Source organism: Mesorhizobium salmacidum (SeqCode) (genome assembly GCF_037179605.1).
Taxonomy (GTDB): Bacteria; Pseudomonadota; Alphaproteobacteria; order Rhizobiales; family Rhizobiaceae; genus Mesorhizobium; species Mesorhizobium salmacidum.
Window position 1 is genome coordinate 255309 of record NZ_JAPYKS010000004.1, and the last position, 17234, is coordinate 272542.

General features: G+C 63.5%; 21 protein-coding genes. 11 read left to right on the top strand and 10 right to left on the bottom strand.

Annotated elements, in window-relative coordinates:
* Positions 1-36 precede the first annotated feature (36 nt).
* The 3 genes from ispG (at position 37) to O7A60_RS07635 (ending at position 3000) form a co-directional block, all read left to right on the top strand.
* Positions 37-1290, top strand: a complete 1254-nt coding sequence (gene ispG, locus O7A60_RS07625; protein WP_337105807.1) for a flavodoxin-dependent (E)-4-hydroxy-3-methylbut-2-enyl-diphosphate synthase — start codon at positions 37-39, stop codon at positions 1288-1290.
* Between the two features lie 5 nt (positions 1291-1295).
* Positions 1296-2150, top strand: coding sequence for a lytic transglycosylase domain-containing protein (locus tag O7A60_RS07630; protein WP_337105731.1), 855 nt, complete (start codon positions 1296-1298; stop codon positions 2148-2150).
* Positions 2151-2247: 97 nt separating this feature from the next.
* Positions 2248-3000, top strand: coding sequence for a Stf0 family sulfotransferase (locus O7A60_RS07635; protein WP_337105732.1), 753 nt, complete (start codon positions 2248-2250; stop codon positions 2998-3000).
* A gap of 15 nt (positions 3001-3015) precedes the next feature.
* Here O7A60_RS07635 and O7A60_RS07640 read toward each other — a convergent pair whose 3' ends face one another.
* Together O7A60_RS07640 and O7A60_RS07645 are read right to left on the bottom strand one after the other, a co-directional pair.
* The gene (locus tag O7A60_RS07640) at positions 3016-5355 is read right to left on the bottom strand and encodes a response regulator (RefSeq protein WP_337105733.1); all 2340 of its coding nucleotides are present in this window, start codon (positions 5353-5355) and stop codon (positions 3016-3018) included.
* Between the two features lie 110 nt (positions 5356-5465).
* On the bottom strand, positions 5466-6383 hold the full coding sequence (locus tag O7A60_RS07645; protein ID WP_415926803.1) for a polyprenyl synthetase family protein: 918 nt from the start codon (positions 6381-6383) through the stop codon (positions 5466-5468).
* 78 nt (positions 6384-6461) lie between these two features.
* Here O7A60_RS07645 and O7A60_RS07650 point away from each other — a divergent pair, with 78 nt between their 5' ends.
* From O7A60_RS07650 to O7A60_RS07660, 3 genes are all read left to right on the top strand, one after another.
* Positions 6462-7223: a biosynthetic peptidoglycan transglycosylase gene (locus tag O7A60_RS07650; RefSeq protein ID WP_337105734.1), complete on the top strand. Its 762-nt coding sequence runs from the start codon at positions 6462-6464 to the stop codon at positions 7221-7223.
* Between the two features lie 141 nt (positions 7224-7364).
* Positions 7365-7547, top strand: a complete 183-nt coding sequence (gene rpmF / locus O7A60_RS07655) for a 50S ribosomal protein L32 (RefSeq protein ID WP_337105735.1) — start codon at positions 7365-7367, stop codon at positions 7545-7547.
* 251 nt (positions 7548-7798) lie between these two features.
* Entirely contained in the window at positions 7799-8200 is a 402-nt protein-coding gene (locus O7A60_RS07660; protein ID WP_027141869.1) for a hypothetical protein, read from the top strand.
* A gap of 3 nt (positions 8201-8203) precedes the next feature.
* Here the strand turns inward: O7A60_RS07660 and O7A60_RS07665 are convergent, their stop codons facing one another.
* The 3 genes from O7A60_RS07665 to O7A60_RS07675 form a co-directional block, all read right to left on the bottom strand.
* The gene (locus tag O7A60_RS07665; protein WP_337105736.1) at positions 8204-8635 is read right to left on the bottom strand and encodes a GlcG/HbpS family heme-binding protein; all 432 of its coding nucleotides are present in this window, start codon (positions 8633-8635) and stop codon (positions 8204-8206) included.
* Positions 8636-8797: 162 nt separating this feature from the next.
* Positions 8798-9031, bottom strand: a complete 234-nt coding sequence (locus tag O7A60_RS07670) for a hypothetical protein (protein WP_135863133.1) — start codon at positions 9029-9031, stop codon at positions 8798-8800.
* Positions 9032-9107: 76 nt separating this feature from the next.
* Positions 9108-9629, bottom strand: a complete 522-nt coding sequence (locus O7A60_RS07675; RefSeq protein WP_027141872.1) for a winged helix-turn-helix transcriptional regulator — start codon at positions 9627-9629, stop codon at positions 9108-9110.
* Positions 9630-9721: 92 nt separating this feature from the next.
* Between O7A60_RS07675 and O7A60_RS07680 the strand changes: the two genes are divergently transcribed.
* A complete protein-coding gene (locus O7A60_RS07680) occupies positions 9722-10558 on the top strand; it encodes an alpha/beta fold hydrolase (RefSeq protein WP_337105737.1) in 837 nt (278 codons plus the stop codon).
* Between the two features lie 88 nt (positions 10559-10646).
* On the top strand, positions 10647-11303 hold the full coding sequence (locus O7A60_RS07685; RefSeq protein ID WP_337105738.1) for a glutathione S-transferase family protein: 657 nt from the start codon (positions 10647-10649) through the stop codon (positions 11301-11303).
* 244 nt (positions 11304-11547) lie between these two features.
* Here O7A60_RS07685 and O7A60_RS07695 read toward each other — a convergent pair whose 3' ends face one another.
* From O7A60_RS07695 to O7A60_RS07705, 3 genes are all read right to left on the bottom strand, one after another.
* Complete coding sequence (locus O7A60_RS07695) at positions 11548-11811, bottom strand: ArsR/SmtB family transcription factor (protein WP_010911936.1); 264 nt, start codon at positions 11809-11811, stop codon at positions 11548-11550.
* A 31-nt stretch (positions 11812-11842) separates the two neighbouring features.
* Complete coding sequence (locus tag O7A60_RS07700) at positions 11843-13108, bottom strand: MFS transporter (RefSeq protein ID WP_337105739.1); 1266 nt, start codon at positions 13106-13108, stop codon at positions 11843-11845.
* 68 nt (positions 13109-13176) lie between these two features.
* The gene (locus O7A60_RS07705) at positions 13177-13371 is read right to left on the bottom strand and encodes a DUF1192 domain-containing protein (protein ID WP_027141877.1); all 195 of its coding nucleotides are present in this window, start codon (positions 13369-13371) and stop codon (positions 13177-13179) included.
* Positions 13372-13493: 122 nt separating this feature from the next.
* On the opposite strand from O7A60_RS07705, the gene O7A60_RS07710 reads away from it, so the two are divergent.
* The 3 genes from O7A60_RS07710 (at position 13494) to O7A60_RS07720 (ending at position 15808) form a co-directional block, all read left to right on the top strand.
* Positions 13494-14504 carry an NAD(P)H-quinone oxidoreductase gene (locus O7A60_RS07710; protein ID WP_027141878.1) on the top strand — a complete coding sequence of 337 codons (1011 nt, stop codon included), beginning with the start codon at positions 13494-13496 and terminating at the stop codon, positions 14502-14504.
* Between the two features lie 179 nt (positions 14505-14683).
* On the top strand, positions 14684-14824 hold the full coding sequence (locus O7A60_RS07715) for a DUF1127 domain-containing protein (protein WP_064987068.1): 141 nt from the start codon (positions 14684-14686) through the stop codon (positions 14822-14824).
* A gap of 288 nt (positions 14825-15112) precedes the next feature.
* A complete protein-coding gene (locus tag O7A60_RS07720) occupies positions 15113-15808 on the top strand; it encodes a DUF1013 domain-containing protein (RefSeq protein ID WP_015315358.1) in 696 nt (231 codons plus the stop codon).
* 169 nt (positions 15809-15977) lie between these two features.
* Here O7A60_RS07720 and O7A60_RS07725 read toward each other — a convergent pair whose 3' ends face one another.
* Positions 15978-16697 (bottom strand): helix-turn-helix transcriptional regulator, encoded by a 720-nt coding sequence (locus O7A60_RS07725; protein WP_337105740.1) that lies wholly within the window; start codon positions 16695-16697, stop codon positions 15978-15980.
* 75 nt (positions 16698-16772) lie between these two features.
* Complete coding sequence (locus O7A60_RS07730) at positions 16773-17180, bottom strand: hypothetical protein (RefSeq protein ID WP_337105742.1); 408 nt, start codon at positions 17178-17180, stop codon at positions 16773-16775.
* Between the last annotated feature and the right edge of the window lie 54 nt (positions 17181-17234).

The window sequence follows — 17234 nt, forward strand, 5'->3', positions numbered from 1 at the left end:
AGACGCATGGCGCTCCAGAGACAAAAGGCTGCCGGCATGACCGGATATTTTTCCTTTCCCTTCCCCCGCCGCACCTCGGTCGGCGTCGATGTCGGCGGTGTGGTCGTCGGCGGCGGCGCGCCCGTCGTCGTGCAATCGATGACCAATACCGACACGGCCGATATCGACCAGACGGTCGCGCAAGTCGCGGCGCTGCACCGCGCCGGTTCCGAAATCGTGCGCATCACCGTCGACCGCGACGAGAGTGCGGCCGCCGTGCCGCGTATCCACGAGCGCCTGTTGCGGCTCGGCATCAATGTGCCGCTGGTTGGCGACTTCCATTATATCGGCCACAAGCTTTTGGCCGACCATCCGGCGTGCGCCGTGGCGCTGGCCAAGTACCGCATCAATCCCGGCAATGTCGGCTTCAAGGACAAGAAGGACCGGCAGTTCACCGATATCGTCGAAATGGCGATCAAGCACGACAAGCCGGTACGCATCGGCGTCAACTGGGGCTCGCTCGACCAGGAACTGTTGACCCGGCTGATGGACGACAACCAGGACAAGGGTTTCCCCCTGACCGCGCAGGAAGTCACGCGAGAAGCGATCGTGCAGTCGGCGATCCTGTCGGCCGAGATGGCCGAAGAGATTGGCCTTGGCCGCGAAAAAATCATCCTGTCGGCCAAAGTCAGTGGCGTGCAGGACCTGATCGCCGTCTACACCGAACTCGCCACCCGTTCCACTCACGCGCTGCATCTCGGCCTCACCGAAGCCGGCATGGGCTCCAAAGGCATCGTTGCTTCTTCCGCCGCGATGGGCATCCTCCTGCAGCAAGGCATCGGCGACACCATCCGCATCTCGCTGACGCCGGAGCCCAACGGCGACCGCACCCGCGAGGTGCAGGTGTCGCAGGAGCTGCTGCAGACCATGGGCTTCCGGCAGTTCGTGCCGATCGTCGCGGCCTGCCCCGGCTGCGGCCGCACCACCTCCACCGTGTTCCAGGAACTGGCGCAGAACATCCAGGCGGACCTGCGCAAGAACATGCCGGTGTGGCGTGAGAAATACCCGGGCGTCGAGAACCTCAAGGTCGCGGTGATGGGATGCATCGTCAACGGCCCGGGTGAGTCCAAGCATGCCGATATCGGCATTTCGCTGCCCGGCACCGGCGAGACGCCGACCGCGCCCGTCTTCGTCGACGGCAAGAAAGCGGCGACGCTGCGCGGGCCGTCGATCGCGGCGGATTTCGAGAAAATGGTCGCCGACTATATCGAACAGAGGTTCGGTCAGGGCGGCAAGGCCGCGGCAGAGTAGGCCAGATGCGGCGTTTCCCCTGGGCGGCGCTGATTTTCCTGTGCGGCATGGCCTGGTCGACGCTTGCCCAGGCCGACCCGCCGCAATCGGCCAAGCAGCGGCTGATCGAGAAGGTCTGCAACCTGATCCAGGCGCATGCCGACCAGAACGATCTGCCCCGGGACTTCTTCGCCCGCCTGATCTGGAAGGAAAGCCGGTTCGATCCCAATGCCGTCAGTCCGGTCGGCGCCGAGGGCATCGCCCAGTTCATGCCGGGCACCGCCAAGATGCGGGGGCTGGAAAATTCCTTCGATATCAACCAGGCGATCCCGGCGTCGGCTAGATATCTCGCCGAAATGAAGACCAGCTATGGCAATCTTGGTCTGGCTGCCGCCGCCTACAATGCCGGCGAGAGCCGGGTGTCGCGCTGGCTGAATTCCGGCGGCTTCCTGCCGATGGAGACGGAAAGCTATGTCTTCGACGTGATGGGCGAGCCGGTCGACAAGTTCACGGACCGGGCCTATGCCGGAAAAGTCGAGCCACTCGACGGCAAGCTGGATTTCGCGGTCGCCTGCCGCAAGCTGCCGGTGATCATGTCGAGAACGGTGGCGATGGCCTCGATCAACATCAAGCCATGGGGCGTCCAGGTGGCGGGCAATTTCCGCCGCAGCGCCGCGATCAGCCAATGGCTCAGGGTGCGGGGCCGTTTTTCGGCCCTGCTTGCCGGGCATGATCCGGTGGTGAGCCGGGTGCGCACGCCGATCGGCCGGCGCGGCATCTACGCCGTCAGGATCGGGATCGACGACCGAACTGCGGCCAATGTCATCTGCCAGAAACTGCAAAGCGTCGGTGGCGCCTGCGTGGTGGTGCGCAACCGGTAAAGGCCTGAAGACGGCGCCCGTCGCATCCAGCAACAATTACAGCTATAGGGCGGCCACCATCTCTCCTTGGGCAGCAGCCCTGTCATCGCGAGCGCCCATGTTCGACGGATACATCATCTGCGGCACGCCCAGAACCGGCAGCACCCTGCTGTGCAAGCTGCTGGCGGCCACCGGAACGACCGGCGATCCCCACTCCTTCTACCGGCGGCAGGATGTGTCGGAGTGGGCCGAGGATTGGGGACTGCCCGCTCGCGACACGATGGGCGAGCTTGAATTCCAGCTTGCCTATCTCAATGCGGCGATCGGTGCCGGCAAGGGCGATACGGAAATCTTCGGCTTGCGCCTGATGCGGGAGAACCTGGGCGAGCTTTCAGCGATACGCGACCGGATTGTTCCGGGGCTGGCGTCGGACAAAGCGCGTTTCGAGAGGCCTTTTGGCCGTGTCCTCTACATACACCTGTCGCGCGAAAACAAGCTCGCGCAGGCCGTCTCCCTGGTCAAAGCCCGGCAAACCGGTCTTTGGCATATCGCCCCCGACGGAACCGAAATCGAAAGGGTAGGGCCTGCCAGGGAACCTCACTGTGATTTCGAGCGCATCAAGGGTGAGGTCGAAGAGTTGGAAGCTTATGATGGCGCCTGGAACATATGGTTCGCGCAACAGGGCATAGCGCCATTGCGGATCGGCTATGAGCACCTTGCCGCCGAGCCGGCCGTGGCACTGCTGCGCATCTGCGAAGCCCTGGGCGTCCGGGCACCGGATGCCCGGCATGTCAGGCCCGGCGTCGCCAAGCTCGCCGACGAGACAAGCCTGGACTGGATGCGCCGCTTTCATCTGGACGCAGCCGTCTGAGGCGTTGATGGATGGTCAGGCCGTCTTGGCCACCACCGTCTCGCTGAGCCAGGTGCCGATCTTGGCGCCGAGGCGATCGGGCGAAACGGGCTTGGGCAGATAGTCGTCCATGCCGGCCTCGATGCACTTGTCGCGGTCGCCCTTCAGCGCATGCGCGGTGACGCCGACGATCGGGATGTGACCGCCCGACGAAGCTTCGATCGCCCGGATGGCGCGTGTCGCCTCGTAGCCGTTCATTTCCGGCATCGAGACGTCCATCAGAACCAGCCTCGGGTGCAGCGACCGGTACATCTCGACCGCGGTGCGGCCATTGCCGGCGATGCGGTAGCTCAAGCCGAGCCCATTGAGGATTTGGCCGAACACCATCTGGTTCACGTCATTGTCCTCGGCGATGAGGATGTCGATCGGGCTGTTCGGCGCCGCATTCGATTCTGGCACTGCCGCGACCGGTACGGCCGGGCCACGGATAACCGTGAAGGCCGGCGGAGCCGCCTGGGGCATCGGTTGGACCGGCTCGCGAATGAACTGCGCCTTGCCGGCCTGCGAACGCGCCTTCTGGATGACCGAGATGACCGTGCCGAGCAGGACCGCCGACCGCGCCGGCTTGGTCAGATGCGCCGATATGCCGAAGTCGATGATCATCTTGCCGAAATCGACCTGGTCGACCGAGGTCAGGATAACGACCGGGATGGCGGACAGCCGGCTGTCGGCGGCGATGGCCCGGGCGACATCGGCGCCGTTCATGCCGGGCATCTGATAATCGAGGATGATACAGTCGACGCTGGCGCCGAGTTGGCAGGCGCGATCGAGGAAGGCGAGGCCTACCGCGCCGCTTTCGGCGGCGGCGCAGTCGAAGCTCCAGCTTCTGAGCTGTTCGAGCAGGATCTCGCGGTTGACCGGATTGTCGTCGATGACCAGAACGCGCGCGCCGGTGACGTCGACCGGCACGATAGCATCGCGCGCCTCGGCACGGTGGACCGGCAGCGGCACGGCGAACCAGAAGACGGAGCCGCGGCCGATCTCGCTCTCGACGCCGATCTTGCCGGCCATCAGGTCGACGAGACGGGCGGCGATGGCGAGCCCAAGGCCGGTGCCTTCGTGACGACGGGTCGAGGAGCCATCGACCTGGGCGAACTTCTCGAACACGTTCTGCAATTTCTCGGCCGGGATGCCGATGCCGGTGTCCTCGACGCGCAGCTTGAGCTGGACGACGTCGTTGACGGTTTCACCGCCGACATCGATCAGCACATGGCCCTTCTCGGTGAATTTGACCGCATTGCCGACCAGGTTGGTGACGATCTGCCGAAAGCGGCCGGCGTCGCCGACGACATAGGCCGGCAGCCTGGGGTCGACGCGCACGATAAGTTCCAGGTTCTTCTCGGCGACGCGCGCCGACACAAGTGTCGCCACATCCTCCACCGCTTCCGAGAGGCGGAAGGGGGCAGGATCGAGCGTCAGCTGCCCGGCATTGATCTTCGAGAAATCCAGAATGTCGTTGATGATGGTGAGAAGCGCGTTGCCTGATTTGACGATAACGTCGGTGAATGTCTTCTGGCGCGGGTTCAACTCGGTCTTGGCCAGCAATTCGGCCATGCCGAGCACGCCGTTCATCGGCGTGCGGATCTCGTGGCTCATATTGGCCAGGAATTCCGACTTGGCGCGGTCGGCCGCCTCGGCCTTGAACAAGGATTCGGCCGACTGGGCAAAAGCGCGGCGGATCGCCTGTTCCATCGGCCGGAAGATCCAGAAGGCGACAATCGCCAGGACGGCGAACAACAGGCCGCTCGCCCACAAAAGCAGCCGGTCGCTGGAGGCGTCCGCCAGATGGCGTTCCTCGTCCATCGCGGTGCGGACCCGCACCAGCATGGGCTGAACGAACAGGTCGTTCTGGTTGCGGATTTCGCGAGGGCTCCATTCATCGGTCTTTTGCGCCACCGACATCAGATTGAAGTTGCGAACCATGTCACGCGGCGACCAGAACAGATCGCCGTTGACGGAAGCGGCTGCCAGTTCGTTGACGGTCTTGGCCGACAGGCGCTGACGTATCGCCGCGAACTGGGCGGTCAGTGCCTCGATCTCGCTGGTCAGACGCTCGGAATGATCGCGCGCCGAAGCCGTCAGGGCATCGCGCGTCTCGATCCGCCAGGCGGAACTGGTTGTCTCGGCGAAGCTGGTGGCATTGCGCAGGTCGCGGGTGAAAACGACGAGATTGCTGCTCAGCGCATCGATTTCATGGCGCAAGGAATTGACGCGGTTGAGCGCACCCATGATGGCGGCCGAAGCCAGCGCGAAAATCAACAATCCTGAAAGATAACGTATCCGGACGGACCGGATGAAAGAAGAATATTCCGGCATGCGCAACCCCAACACATACGCATTCTAAGAATTGGGATTACGCTTCATTTACATTAAGATTTCGTTGGCACAACCACAGGTGCAATGTGCAACCCGATATGGGCCTTCCGTCAGCTGTTGCGGGTTGCCACGAAGGTCGCGGCGGCCTTCAGCAGGGCCGCCTTTTCGCCATAGGGTTCGAGCAGCGCGTGCGCCTGGCCGACAAGACCGTCGAGCTGCTTGCGTGCCCAATCCGCGCCGTGCAAGGCAACCAGCGTCCCCTTGCCCGCGGCGGCATCCTTGCCGGTCGCCTTGCCCATCTGCCTGGCGTCGGCCGTCAGATCCAGCAGGTCGTCGGCGAGCTGGAAGGCAAGGCCGATCGCTGACCCGAACTCGGCCAGCCTTTCCCGGTCATCCGACTGTGCGCCGGCCAGGATTGCACCCGCCTCGCAGGCGAAGCGGATCAACGCGCCGGTCTTCATCGCCTGCAGCCGGATGATGCCGGCCTCGTCCGGTCGCACCAGCTCGGCTTCGAGATCAAGCTTCTGGCCGCCGACCATGCCACCGGCCCCGGCGGCGCGGGCCAGCGCCAGCACCAGCGCGCACCGCCGCTCGGCCGGCAGCGCGGTCGCTTCGTCGGCGAGAATATCGAAGGCGAGCGTCAGCAGTGCGTCGCCGGCCAGGATGGCGGTGGCCTCGTCAAAGGCTTTGTGCACGGTCGGCTGGCCGCGGCGCAGGTCATCATCGTCCATTGCCGGCAGGTCATCATGGATCAACGAATAGCAATGCACGCATTCGAGTGCCGCCGCGACGCGCAGTGCCGCTTCACCATCGGCGGAAAACAGTGCCGCACTTTCCATGAGCAGGAAGGGGCGAAGGCGCTTGCCGCCGTTCAGCACGCCATGCCGCATCGCCGCCATCAGGCGATCGGGCCGCGCGATCTCGCCCGATAGCGGGCGGTCGTCGAGCAACCGGCGCAGCATCACCTCGGCGGCGGCCGCGCGCCTGATGAGCGCCATTTCGAACGCCATTTCGTCCTCATTCGTCATGGCCGGGACCGGTAGCCGACACTCAGACGTTGCGCAAGAAGGCAAGCGCCATTATGCCGGAGCAAGGAGAAGTACGGGTTGGGCGGCTTGGCGGAACCGATCGTCGATCATGAGACCGAAAAGCTGGACATGGCGACGAGATCGCGAGGCGTGAACCGTCGCAGTCTCAGGCGCTGGGTCCGGCGTGGCATCGTCGTGGCCGCCGTGCTGGCGCTTATCCCGGTGGTGCTGACCTTTCTCTACCTGCCGTTCTTCGTGCACCCGGTATCGACGTTGATGCTGAAGGACCTTGCAACCTTCTCCGGCTACGACCGGCGCTGGGTTTCCATTGATGACGTGGCACCCGTGCTCGCCCATTCGGTCATCATGTCGGAGGATGGGCAGTTCTGTTTCCACCGCGGCGTCGATCTCGGCGAGCTCAGGGGCGTCGTCGACGATGCGCTGGCCGGCGAGGCGACACGCGGCGCCTCGACCATCACCATGCAGACGGTGAAGAACCTCTTCCTCTGGTCAAGGCCGCTGGGCTCGGTGCGCAAGGTCGTCGAACTGCCGCTGGCCGTCTATTTCGACGCGGTGATGTCGAAACGGCGCATCATGGAGATCTATCTCAACATCGCCGAATGGGGGCCGGGCATCTACGGCATCGAGGCGGCGGCGCAGCACCATTTCGGCATTTCCGCAAAGCAGTTGTCGCGCCGGCAGGCGGCCCTTCTCGCCGTCGCTCTGCCAAACCCGATTGCCCGCAATCCGGCAAAACCCGGACCGGGCCTCAGACGGCTTGCCAACCTGATCGAGCGGCGCGCCGGGCGCTCAGACGCTTATGTCGGATGTCTGGACTAGCCGGTACAAAAAAGATTCACCGCAGTGCTGGCCAAAACGGTGTCAGGCGTGTATAGGCACCCGACTTTCTCAGATTTAGGCCCCGACATGGCCCTTTCACGAGGGCGGGCGGGGCTTTTGACCATGTAGTGGAGCATATCCATGGCCGTTCCGAAACGCAAAACCTCTCCGTCCAAGCGCGGCATGCGCCGCTCGGCCGACGCCCTCAAGGCCCCGACCTATGTCGAGGACAAGGATTCCGGCGAAATGCGCCGCCCGCACCACATCGACCTGAAGACCGGCATGTACCGTGGTCGCCAGGTGCTGACGCCCAAGGAAAGCTGAGCCCAGCTTTTTTCGAAGGTTAGAGTTGCAAAAGACCGGCCTCAGGCTGGTCTTTTTGCGTTTGGTGCGGCGTGCGCGCCGGCTACTTCAAGCGCCGAGTTTTCGTCTCTCGTTTTTTCATGTCGGCCGGGCAAACGGCTGACATGGTTGTTGCATCCGGTCTTCGACCGTGTTTGCGGCCGTGCACGAAAAATCTTGACGCCGTGCCTGTGGAGCATTCTACAGAAGGTGCCCCCATATGGAGACGCCAGATGTTCGGTGCCGTCCCGCTTTTGATCGTGCCTTTCGTGCTCTACAATCTCGGCCTGCTCGGTATATTCGGCGGCGGCGACGATCCGTGGGCGAGCGAGATATTCTCGTTCCGCATGATGTCGGGCGGAGTGTTCTCGATGACGCTCGGCGACCTGATCGTGCTGATCGGGCTGATCTTCCTGTTCCTCGAAATGGTGAAGTCGGCGCGCACGACCACGGCCTCGATCATGGACCATCTCCTGTCGACGCTTGTCTTCGTCGCTTTCCTGGTCGAGTTCCTGCTGGTGAAGGGTGCCGCCCACTCCATCTTCTTCACGCTGATGATCATCGCGCTGTTCGACGTGCTGGCCGGGTTCGCGGTGTCGATGCGGTCGGCCAGTCGCGACATCAATTTGAATTGAGGCTCAGCCCGGATCAGCGGTGAAGCCGGCGGCTTCGATGCCGGCGATCGCGGCCGCCTCATCATTGTCAGACGTATCGCCGGAAATACCGACGGCGCCGATGATGGCGCCGGCTTTGTCGCGGATCAGCACGCCGCCGACGACCGGCAGCACGCGTCCCCCCGACACGTCGGAAATGCCGGCAACCAGATGCGGACGTTCGTTGGCGAAGGCCTCGACCTTGCGCGAGCCCATGCCGATGGCCAGCGCGCCATAGGCCTTGCCGGCCGACATTTGCGGGCGCAGGAACGAAGCGCCGTCCTGGCGCTGGAAGGCGACCAGGTGCCCGCCGGCGTCGAGCACCGAGACGCCGAGCGGCTTGAGCTTGAGGTCGGCGCCCCTGGCGAAAGCGGTGTTGATGATCTCGACGGCCTTTTCGAGCGACAGCGCGGTCATGGCGATCTCCTGTTGAACAGCCCAATCATCGGCGGCCAGCCGGACGAGGCAATCCCGGTTTCGGTTGAAATTGCTTCCTGTGAAGCCGCGGGATCAAGGCACGCCTGTCCGACGGCTCACGACCGCTCGATTCAAGGCGAGGAATTGGCGAAAGGCGGGGCGTTACTTTTTCTTGGCGCGGGCCGGCTTCTTGGCGGGGGCGGCAGGCGTGTTGGCTAGATCTTCGGCTTCCTTGGCGAGCCGCAGCGCTCGCAGCTTGTCGGTCTTGGCCTTGCGGGCGTCGCTTTCGGCGACGTATTCGGCCATGGCCTTCTGACGGACCGTCGCCGCCTCTTCCTGCTTCTTGAAGCGCAGATCGGCACGCGCGCGGGCAGTGTCCCTAGAGTTCTCAACCAAGAGTCTATCCAATCCGGTCACGTGTGATTTCCGTCCCTTGTAGCAGAGCCGGCCTTTCAACGGGGAAAATAGTTGATCAGCCGGCCGGGCTGGCGTTGAGCGCCTTTTCGGCAACGACCGCTTCATAGGCGGCCCGCAGCGTCGCGCGGACAGAGGGGCCGGGCGCTGTATCGAGGGGTGTGCCGAGGTGCTCATGGCGCAACTCGGCCATGAATTTCTCCCACATTGGCGGTCCGCCCTTTTCCAGGAGTTCGGCGCGGATCGAAAGTTCCTCGCTGGTCGGCAGCCAGACGCGGCCCCAGGCGCCGAGATGGGCCAGGATCGGCACCAGCGTGATGGCCATCTCGGTCAGGCTGTAGATCGCCTTCTGCTTGTGCGAAGGATCGTCCGCCTTGGTCAGCATGCCGAGTTCCATCAGCCGCTTCAACCGGTCGGCGAGGATGTTGGAGGCAATGCCTTCCATCGACCCGTTAAGCAGTTCACGAAAATGGCGCCTGCCGCCAAAAATCATGTCGCGCAGGATGATCAGGCTCCAGCGGTCGCCGAACACCTCCAGCGAGAGGTTGATCGGGCAGCCGGACCGGCGATCGAGGGTCATTCCATTTTCTCCACAAAACCGGTTGCATTATCGTATCGGTTTCATTATCGTGCAACCGATTGCAAAATGCAAGCAGATGAGAAGGCCATGAGATGACAACCAAAGACCGTCCCGAGATCATATCCGAAACCTTCGGCGATCCAGGGGATCCGGCACTGCTGCTTATCATGGGCGCTATGGCCTCGATGCTTTGGTGGCCGGAGGCGTTTTGCCGGAAGCTGGCGGATGCCGGCCTATACGTGATCCGCTACGACAATCGCGACACCGGGCGGTCGACCAAATATCCGGCGGGACAGCCGCCCTATACTTTCGACGACATAGCCGAGGACGCAATTGCCGTTCTCGACAGCCACGGCATCGGCAAGGCGCATGTCGCGGGCATGTCGATGGGTGGCATGATCGCACAACTCGTCGCGCTCAAGCACCCCTCCCGTGTCGCATCGCTGACGGTGATCAGCAGTTCGCCCGTGGGGACCGACACTTCGCATTTGCCGCAGACGACCGACGCCTATTTGGAGCATTCGGCCGAGGGGACCAAAGTCGATTGGGCGGACCGCCGCCAGGTCATCGATTTCATGGTCAGGGATGCGCGGGCAATCGCCGGCACTGCCCATCCGTTCGATGAGGAGGGGATGAGAGCGTTCATCGAACGGGATTATATCAGGTCCGGCGGCTTCCTGAGCGCCACCAATCATTTCATGCTCAAGGGCACGGATCAGTGGAAGGGTCGCCTGCACGAGATGAAAGCGCCATTGCTGGTCATCCACGGCACGTCGGATCCGATCTTTCCGGTCGAGCATGGCGAGGCCCTGGCCCAAGCTGTTGCCGGCGCGAAATTCCTTCGCGTCGAAGGCGGCGGTCACGAACTGCATCCGGACGACTGGCCTGACATGGAAGCCGCCATCGTCGCGCACGTCCGATCCAGCTGAGACTTCGCGGGTCAGCCTTGATGAGCAGGCTCACCGAAATAGTTAAGCAGATGATTCAGTATTGCCGCAGAAACAGACGAGCACAAGAATGTCCCTGACGCTGCATTTCCATCCGCTGGCCTCCTTCTGCTGGAAGCCGCTGATCGCCCTCTACGAGAACGCCACGCCTTTTTCGCCGGTCATTGTCGATCTCGGCGACGAGCAATCGCGCGCGGCCTTCCTGAAGGTTTCGCCGACCGGCAAGATGCCGGCGCTGCGCGACGACGCGCGTGACCGTACGGTGCTGGAATCAACCATTGTCGTGGAATATCTGGCCGCGCACTATCCGGGACCGGTCGACCTCGTTCCCGCCGACATCGACCTGGCGCTGGCGGTCCGCCAGGCTGACCGCTTCTATGATTTCTATGTGCAGGAGCCGATGCAGAAGATCGTCGGCGACAGGTTGCGGCCGCAGGACAAGACCGATCCATTCGGTGTCGAGCAGGCGCGCGGCCAGTTGCGCAATTCCTACGCCATCATCGAACAGGAGATGCGGTCGAGAGAATGGGCTGTGGGCGATGCCTTCACCATGGCCGATTGCGCGGCGTCTCCGGCGGTCTTCTACGCCAACAAGGTCGAACCGTTCGGCGACAAATATCCCGCCGTGAAGCGCTATCACGACCGCCTGCTGCAGCGCGCCGCCTTCATCAGGGTGATCGAGGAGGCGCAGCCCTATTTCAAGCTCTTCCCCTACAACAACGGCTGATCGCGATGCTGCATGATCCCGCCCAGCTCGACCTGATGTTTCAGGCCCTCGCCGATCCGGCGCGACGGCGGATGGTCGACCGGCTGTCACGCGGCCCCTCCTGGCCGAGAGCTAGACAGGGCGGGTACCGCGGCTAAAGCGCGTCGCGTCGAAAGGAAACTTGCGACGCGCCTCAGGTCTTTGCCCGATGCATGTCGTTGTCGCAAAACCGAGATCACTTTTGCGCGACATGCACTAGAAATAATCAGGCTTCCCAGAATTGATCGAGCCAGATGTTGAGTCTCAGGAAGCCGGCATTGCTCACCGTATAGACACGCCTCGTGCCTTCAGCCTTGGCGTTGACCAGTCCGGCATCGAGCAACACTTTCAGATGCTGTGACACGGCCGGACGGGAGACCGGCAGCCCGGCCGCCAATTCGTTGACGGTCTTCGGACCGCGTCGAAGTTCTTCCAGAAGATGGCGCCGATTGGGGTCGGCGATCGCCATGAAGGCGTCGGAAAACATCATGCCTCATTTGTGAGGCAAAGTTTTTCAAATCTCAACTGTTTGCTTCTGCTTTTCTTCTCGGGTCAAGCCGCAATGCTTCGGGGGTCACCGAACGGTCGGCCGGCTGCGTCTTGAAGGCATCGCGATCCTCGATAGGCACCGGAGCGCGGCGGCTGATGCGCAGCAGCGTGTAGCCAGCCAGGGACAGATGCGCCAAGGCGGTCGCCAGGAACAGGCCCTCCGGGCGCATCCAGCCCATCAGGGCCGCCGCCAGCAAAGGCCCGATCATGGTGCCGAAGCCGTAAAGCAGCAGCAGGCCGCCCGATACCTTGACGAAATCCTCGGAGCGCGCGTGGTCGTTGGCATGCGCCACGGCAATCGAATAGAGCGTGTAGGCGAAAGCGCCGTAGGCGGCGGTGAAGACGAGGACGAAGACTGCGGAGCGCGGCTCGAACAGGAAGATGAGAAGCGCAAACAGCGCCGCGCCGAAAGCGGCACCCGCCAGCACGAAACGCCGGTCGGTCTTGTCGGAGAGGCGCCCGGCCGGAAGCTGCATGGCGGCACCGGCGACGACCACAAGGCTCATCATCAAGGCGATCTCGGCAGTAGGGATGCCGATGCGGGCTCCGTAAACCGCGCCAAGCGTGCCCCAGGCGCCATTGGCGATGCCGATCAAAAGGCAGGCAATCGCCGACACCGGAGAGTTGGCGTAGAGTCCCCTGACGTCGAGCTTGACGTCCTGCAGCGGCTTCGGATGCGAGGCCGTCGAGACCGCGGTCGGAATGAGCGACAGGCAGAACAGGATGCCCGTGATCATGAACAGCGACGCCGATTTCACGTCACCGCCGGCGACGATCATCTGTCCGCCCATGATCGAGGCATAGGTGACCATCATGTAGAGGCCGAAGACGGTGCCGCGGTTCTCGTTGGTGGCCTTCTCGTTCAGCCAGCTCTCGATGACCATGAAGGCGCCGGCCATGGTAAAACCGGTGAAGGCCCGTAGCAGGATCCAGACATACTCGTCGATGACAAGGCCCGTCAGCAGCGCCACGATGGCGCCGGACGCCGCAAAGGCGCCGAAGGCGCGCACATGTCCGGCGCGGCGCACGATGCGCGGCGCAAAGAAACAGCCGGTGACGAAGCCGCCGGCCCAGGCCGTGCCCATCAGGCCAAGCGACGCGGTCGAGAATCCTTCCACCTGGCCGCGCAGAGGCAACAGCAGCCCGTGCAGTCCCGATGCCGCCAGAAGGAAGGCGGTGCCGCGAAGCAGGGAAAGGATCGGTCTGTAGGCTGCGAGCATTTTTTGATCCGGCTGCACTGGGAGGGACGCAGGTTTGAAGACAGTCGCATTCGGGCTTTTCGGCGGCGGACGATTACCTCAGCGAATTATCCGCGACGGAACAGCGCCTCGGCGGCCGACTTGGTGTTGTCCTTGGTCTTGAGTTCGGCCTCCAGCCGGGCGATCTCGTCGCGCAGGATGCCGATGCGCTCGGACAGTTCACCGACGGAAAGCAGCGACAGGTCCTGCCCGATCTCGTGCGGGCGCGCCTTCTTTTTGGGTTCGTCGTCGAAGATCGCCATCGTTGCTCCTCCTCCGCCAGACCAGATTGGCCATTTGCCTGATTTGGCAATGAGCATACATAGGGCAGGGGTGTCGATGCAAACAGCCGGCAAGAGTGCGGCGAGGAAAGACGGGAAACTTCATGGCGAGCGGACAGAAAATTCCGGCACGGATGACGGCGATCGCGATCTCGGAGCCGGGCGGCCCCCGGGTGTTGAAGCCGGAAACGCGCGACGTGCCGCTGCCCGGCCCCGGAGAAATCCTGATCAAGGTCCATGCCGCCGGTGTCAACCGGCCCGATGTCCAGCAGCGCAAGGGCGCCTATCCGCCACCGCCCGGCGCATCGGACCTGCCGGGCCTCGAGGTGTCGGGAGAAGTGGCCGCTCTTGGCGACGAGATATCGCGCTGGCGCATCGGCGACCGGGTCTGCGCGCTCACGCCCGGCGGCGGCTATGCCGAATATGCTAGGGTTCATGCAGGCAGCGTTCTGCCGCTGCCGGCGGGTTTCACCCACACGGAAGCGGCGGCGGTGCCGGAGAACTACTTCACCGTCTGGCACAATGTGTTCGAGCGCGGCGGGCTGAAGAAGGGTGAGACACTGCTCGTCCATGGCGGCTCGTCCGGCATCGGCACCACGGCGATCCAGCTCGCCTCGGCCTTCGGCGCCTATGTCATCACCACCGCCGGATCCCAGGAGAAATGCGACGCCTGCCTGAAGCTCGGTGCCGACCGCGCGATCAATTACCGCGAGCAGGATTTCGTCGCCGCAGTCAAAGAGGCGACCGAAGGCCGGGGCGCCAACGTCATCCTCGACATGGTCGGTGGCGATTATATCCAGCGAAACTACGAGGCCGCCGCTGTCGAGGGCCGCATCGTGCAGATCGCCGTCCAGGCCGGCGCGGTGGCGAGTGCCGACTTTTCCAAGGTCATGGTCAAGCGGCTGACCCATACGGGTTCGACGCTGAGGCCGCGCAGCGTCGAATTCAAGGCTGCGATCGCGGCGGCGCTGGAGGCGCAGATCTGGCCTCTGCTGGGCACGCGCAAGGTGGCGCCCGTCATGGACATGATCTATCCGCTCACCGACGCCTGGCGCGCGCACGAGCGGATGGAGGAGGGCGATCATATCGGCAAGATCGTGCTCGACGTCGGTTAAACCGGCATCACCTCAATCGCGACACGTCCCCGGTGCGCGCCCTTGCTTACAAGATGAACAGAAGCTTAATGGTGCAATGCAGCATTTGCATCATTGCTATGCAAAATCGGCCGTTCAAGTCCTGCTCGATGATCACTATTTGAGCATCATCGAAACGAACCCAATTCAGGAGGACTACCATGAACCCGATCCGCGCTTTCCGTAACTGGCGCATGTACAACGAGACCGTTCGTGAACTGAACCGCCTCAATGCACGTCAGCTGAGCGACCTCGGCATCAACCGTGCCGACATTGAGAGGATCGCCCGCCAGGCGATCTGATTGCAAGCGCGGCCCCGCTGCAAGGCAGGGGTCGCAATGCAGAGCCGATGTAGACGCTTGTCGTCGCCGGTTCCAAACCCGCTGGACCCTGTCCGGCGGGTTTTGTCTTTTGGGGGCAGAATAGCGGCGGAGGCAAATCGCGCCTGCCAGTTCGCGGTTTCCGGTGAGCTTCTCCAAAAACATTGCGAAACAGGCAGGGAACGGTTATACACACCGCGAATTTCCCATTTTGGTGGCTCTAAACCACCGCCCGCGCGGGAACGCGGGCGAACGAGAAGGATTTTGCATATGGCCAATACGCTGCTGATGCCCAAGGCGACCGCCGTCTGGCTGGTCGACAATACCGCGCTTTCCTTCGAGCAGATCGCGCAGTTCTGCGGGCTGCATCCGCTCGAGGTCAAGGCGATCGCCGACGGCGAATCGGCGCAAGGCATCAAGGGCATGGACCCGATCATGACCGGACAGCTGACCCGCGACGAGATCGCGCGCGCCGAGAAAGACCCGAACCAGCGCCTGAAGCTTTCCGACCCCAAGGTCCGGGTGCCGGAATCCAAGCGCAAGGGTCCGCGCTACACACCGCTGTCGAAGCGCCAGGATCGGCCGAACGCCATCCTGTGGCTGGTGCGCAACCATCCCGAACTCAAGGACGCACAGATTTCGCGTCTCGTCGGCACCACCAAGTCGACGATCGAGCAAATCCGCGAACGCAAGCACTGGAATTCGGCCAACCTTCAGCCGATGGACCCGGTGACGCTGGGTCTAGCCTCGCAGATCGACCTCGACATGGAAGTCAACCGCGCCTCGCGTGGCCGCGAGCAGGCGCAACCGGTCGGTGACACGCTGCTGCCGGCGGCCTTGACCGAGCGGCTGGTGCCGGCGCCGGAGAAGCCGAAGGACGAGGATGCGGAGCTCGATGCCAACGCCGTGTTCGCCAAGCTGTCGGCGCTGAAGTCGAAGGATACCGACACGGACGACGAGGAATAGGCGTCGGCTCTTCCTTCTCCCCTTGTGGGAGAAGGTGGCCGAGCGAAGCTCGGTCGGATGAGGGGTGTTCCAGGGAACGCCGACGCCTCACTCCGCTGGAACACCCCTCAACCGTCTCGGCGCTGCGCGCCGATCCCCCTTCTCCCACAAGGGGAGAAGGAAGAAACCGTCAGCTTCGCGCCGCGCGGTCCGGCGCCATGCCGTAATCCTCGCTGCGCTCCACCGCCCGGTAGAAATCGGCAAGCTGCTTGCCGCGTTCCGGCTTGAAGATGCGCCCTGCGATGACCACCGAGGCGATGCGATCGATGCGGAAGGCGCGGAAATCGTCGCGCATCTCGCACCAGGCGACCAGCGTCCACACCTTGCCCCAGAACCACAGGCCGAGCGGCCTGATATCGCGCGCGGTGCCGCGGCCGGCTTCGTCGGAGTACTCGATGGTCAGCACCTGGCGCTTTTCGACCGCGCGTTCGATCAGGTCGATCGCCTCGCGGGCTGCGTCGCTGACGACCCACATCGGCGTGTGGATCTCGGTGCGGGCGATGCGGTCCTTTTCGGCATCGGGCAGCACGGCACCGATCTTGACCAGCGCTTCGTCGGCGGCCCGCGCCATGGCAGCCCCGCCAAAGGCGCGAACCATGCGGGCGCCGGCAACCAGCGCCACGATCTCGTCACGCGTGAACATCAGCGGCGGAAGGTCGAAACCCTCCCTCATCATGTAGCCCACGCCGGCCTCGCCATCGATCGGCACGCCCGTCGACTGCAGGTCGGCTATGTCGCGATAGATGGTTCGCTCGGAAACCTCGAGCCATGTGCCTAGCTTCTGGGCGGTGACCAGACGGCCACCACGCAGATGCTGCACGATCTGAAAGAGCCTGTCGGCGCGGCGCATCGTTTGCTTCCCCAGTGTTCTTCCCATGCATGCCGTGGCTCCCGGACCGGATCCACTTCCACGTGACATGCAGCATTACGGTTTCAGCCCTTCGCGCTTGCGCTGCGCGGCAACAAATTCCGCGCCGAAGGACAGTTTCCTCGTTGTCGGCGTCTTCGCATCGAGCACGCGCCAGAAGGGAGCGATGTCGCGGAGCGTCATGCCGCGCTCGAAATCCTCCTTGGCCGCCTCGGCGACCGTGCGCAGATGATAGCCTATGGTGACCGGGCATGTCACTTCGGCGCCGTGCTCGATGGCAAGCGCCGTGCGTAGCGCACGAACGTCCATCCCGACGCCTTCAGGGATAGAGCGGATGAAATCATCGACCTGGCGCGCGGTCGGCACCAGCATCGGCTGGCCTTCGACAACGTCGCCCACCGTGCACGGCGCGGGCTTCACGCCGCTGATGCCAGGCGTATTCAGCCTGTCGTTCCAGTTCTTCATTGATCGTCCTCTCGGCCGGCCATGCGCATCATCCCACCATCGCACGCGCCTCCT

What these genes read in the sequence shown, in the direction of transcription:
- ispG (WP_337105807.1), top strand. Translation starts at nt 37, where the DNA reads ATGACCGGATATTTTTCCTTTCCCTTCCCCCGCCGCACCTCGGTCGGC.
- O7A60_RS07635 (WP_337105732.1), top strand. Translation starts at nt 2,248, where the DNA reads ATGTTCGACGGATACATCATCTGCGGCACGCCCAGAACCGGCAGCACC.
- O7A60_RS07725 (WP_337105740.1), bottom strand. Translation starts at nt 16,697, where the DNA reads ATGCGCCGCGCCGACAGGCTCTTTCAGATCGTGCAGCATCTGCGTGGT.
- O7A60_RS07685 (WP_337105738.1), top strand. Translation starts at nt 10,647, where the DNA reads ATGTCCCTGACGCTGCATTTCCATCCGCTGGCCTCCTTCTGCTGGAAG.
- O7A60_RS07720 (WP_015315358.1), top strand. Translation starts at nt 15,113, where the DNA reads ATGGCCAATACGCTGCTGATGCCCAAGGCGACCGCCGTCTGGCTGGTC.
- O7A60_RS07705 (WP_027141877.1), bottom strand. Translation starts at nt 13,371, where the DNA reads ATGGCGATCTTCGACGACGAACCCAAAAAGAAGGCGCGCCCGCACGAG.
- O7A60_RS07715 (WP_064987068.1), top strand. Translation starts at nt 14,684, where the DNA reads ATGAACCCGATCCGCGCTTTCCGTAACTGGCGCATGTACAACGAGACC.
- O7A60_RS07730 (WP_337105742.1), bottom strand. Translation starts at nt 17,180, where the DNA reads ATGAAGAACTGGAACGACAGGCTGAATACGCCTGGCATCAGCGGCGTG.
- O7A60_RS07680 (WP_337105737.1), top strand. Translation starts at nt 9,722, where the DNA reads ATGACAACCAAAGACCGTCCCGAGATCATATCCGAAACCTTCGGCGAT.
- O7A60_RS07710 (WP_027141878.1), top strand. Translation starts at nt 13,494, where the DNA reads ATGGCGAGCGGACAGAAAATTCCGGCACGGATGACGGCGATCGCGATC.
- O7A60_RS07660 (WP_027141869.1), top strand. Translation starts at nt 7,799, where the DNA reads ATGTTCGGTGCCGTCCCGCTTTTGATCGTGCCTTTCGTGCTCTACAAT.
- O7A60_RS07665 (WP_337105736.1), bottom strand. Translation starts at nt 8,635, where the DNA reads ATGACCGCGCTGTCGCTCGAAAAGGCCGTCGAGATCATCAACACCGCT.
- O7A60_RS07675 (WP_027141872.1), bottom strand. Translation starts at nt 9,629, where the DNA reads ATGACCCTCGATCGCCGGTCCGGCTGCCCGATCAACCTCTCGCTGGAG.
- O7A60_RS07695 (WP_010911936.1), bottom strand. Translation starts at nt 11,811, where the DNA reads ATGATGTTTTCCGACGCCTTCATGGCGATCGCCGACCCCAATCGGCGC.
- O7A60_RS07640 (WP_337105733.1), bottom strand. Translation starts at nt 5,355, where the DNA reads ATGCCGGAATATTCTTCTTTCATCCGGTCCGTCCGGATACGTTATCTT.
- O7A60_RS07645 (WP_415926803.1), bottom strand. Translation starts at nt 6,383, where the DNA reads ATGACGAATGAGGACGAAATGGCGTTCGAAATGGCGCTCATCAGGCGC.
- O7A60_RS07630 (WP_337105731.1), top strand. Translation starts at nt 1,296, where the DNA reads ATGCGGCGTTTCCCCTGGGCGGCGCTGATTTTCCTGTGCGGCATGGCC.
- rpmF (WP_337105735.1), top strand. Translation starts at nt 7,365, where the DNA reads ATGGCCGTTCCGAAACGCAAAACCTCTCCGTCCAAGCGCGGCATGCGC.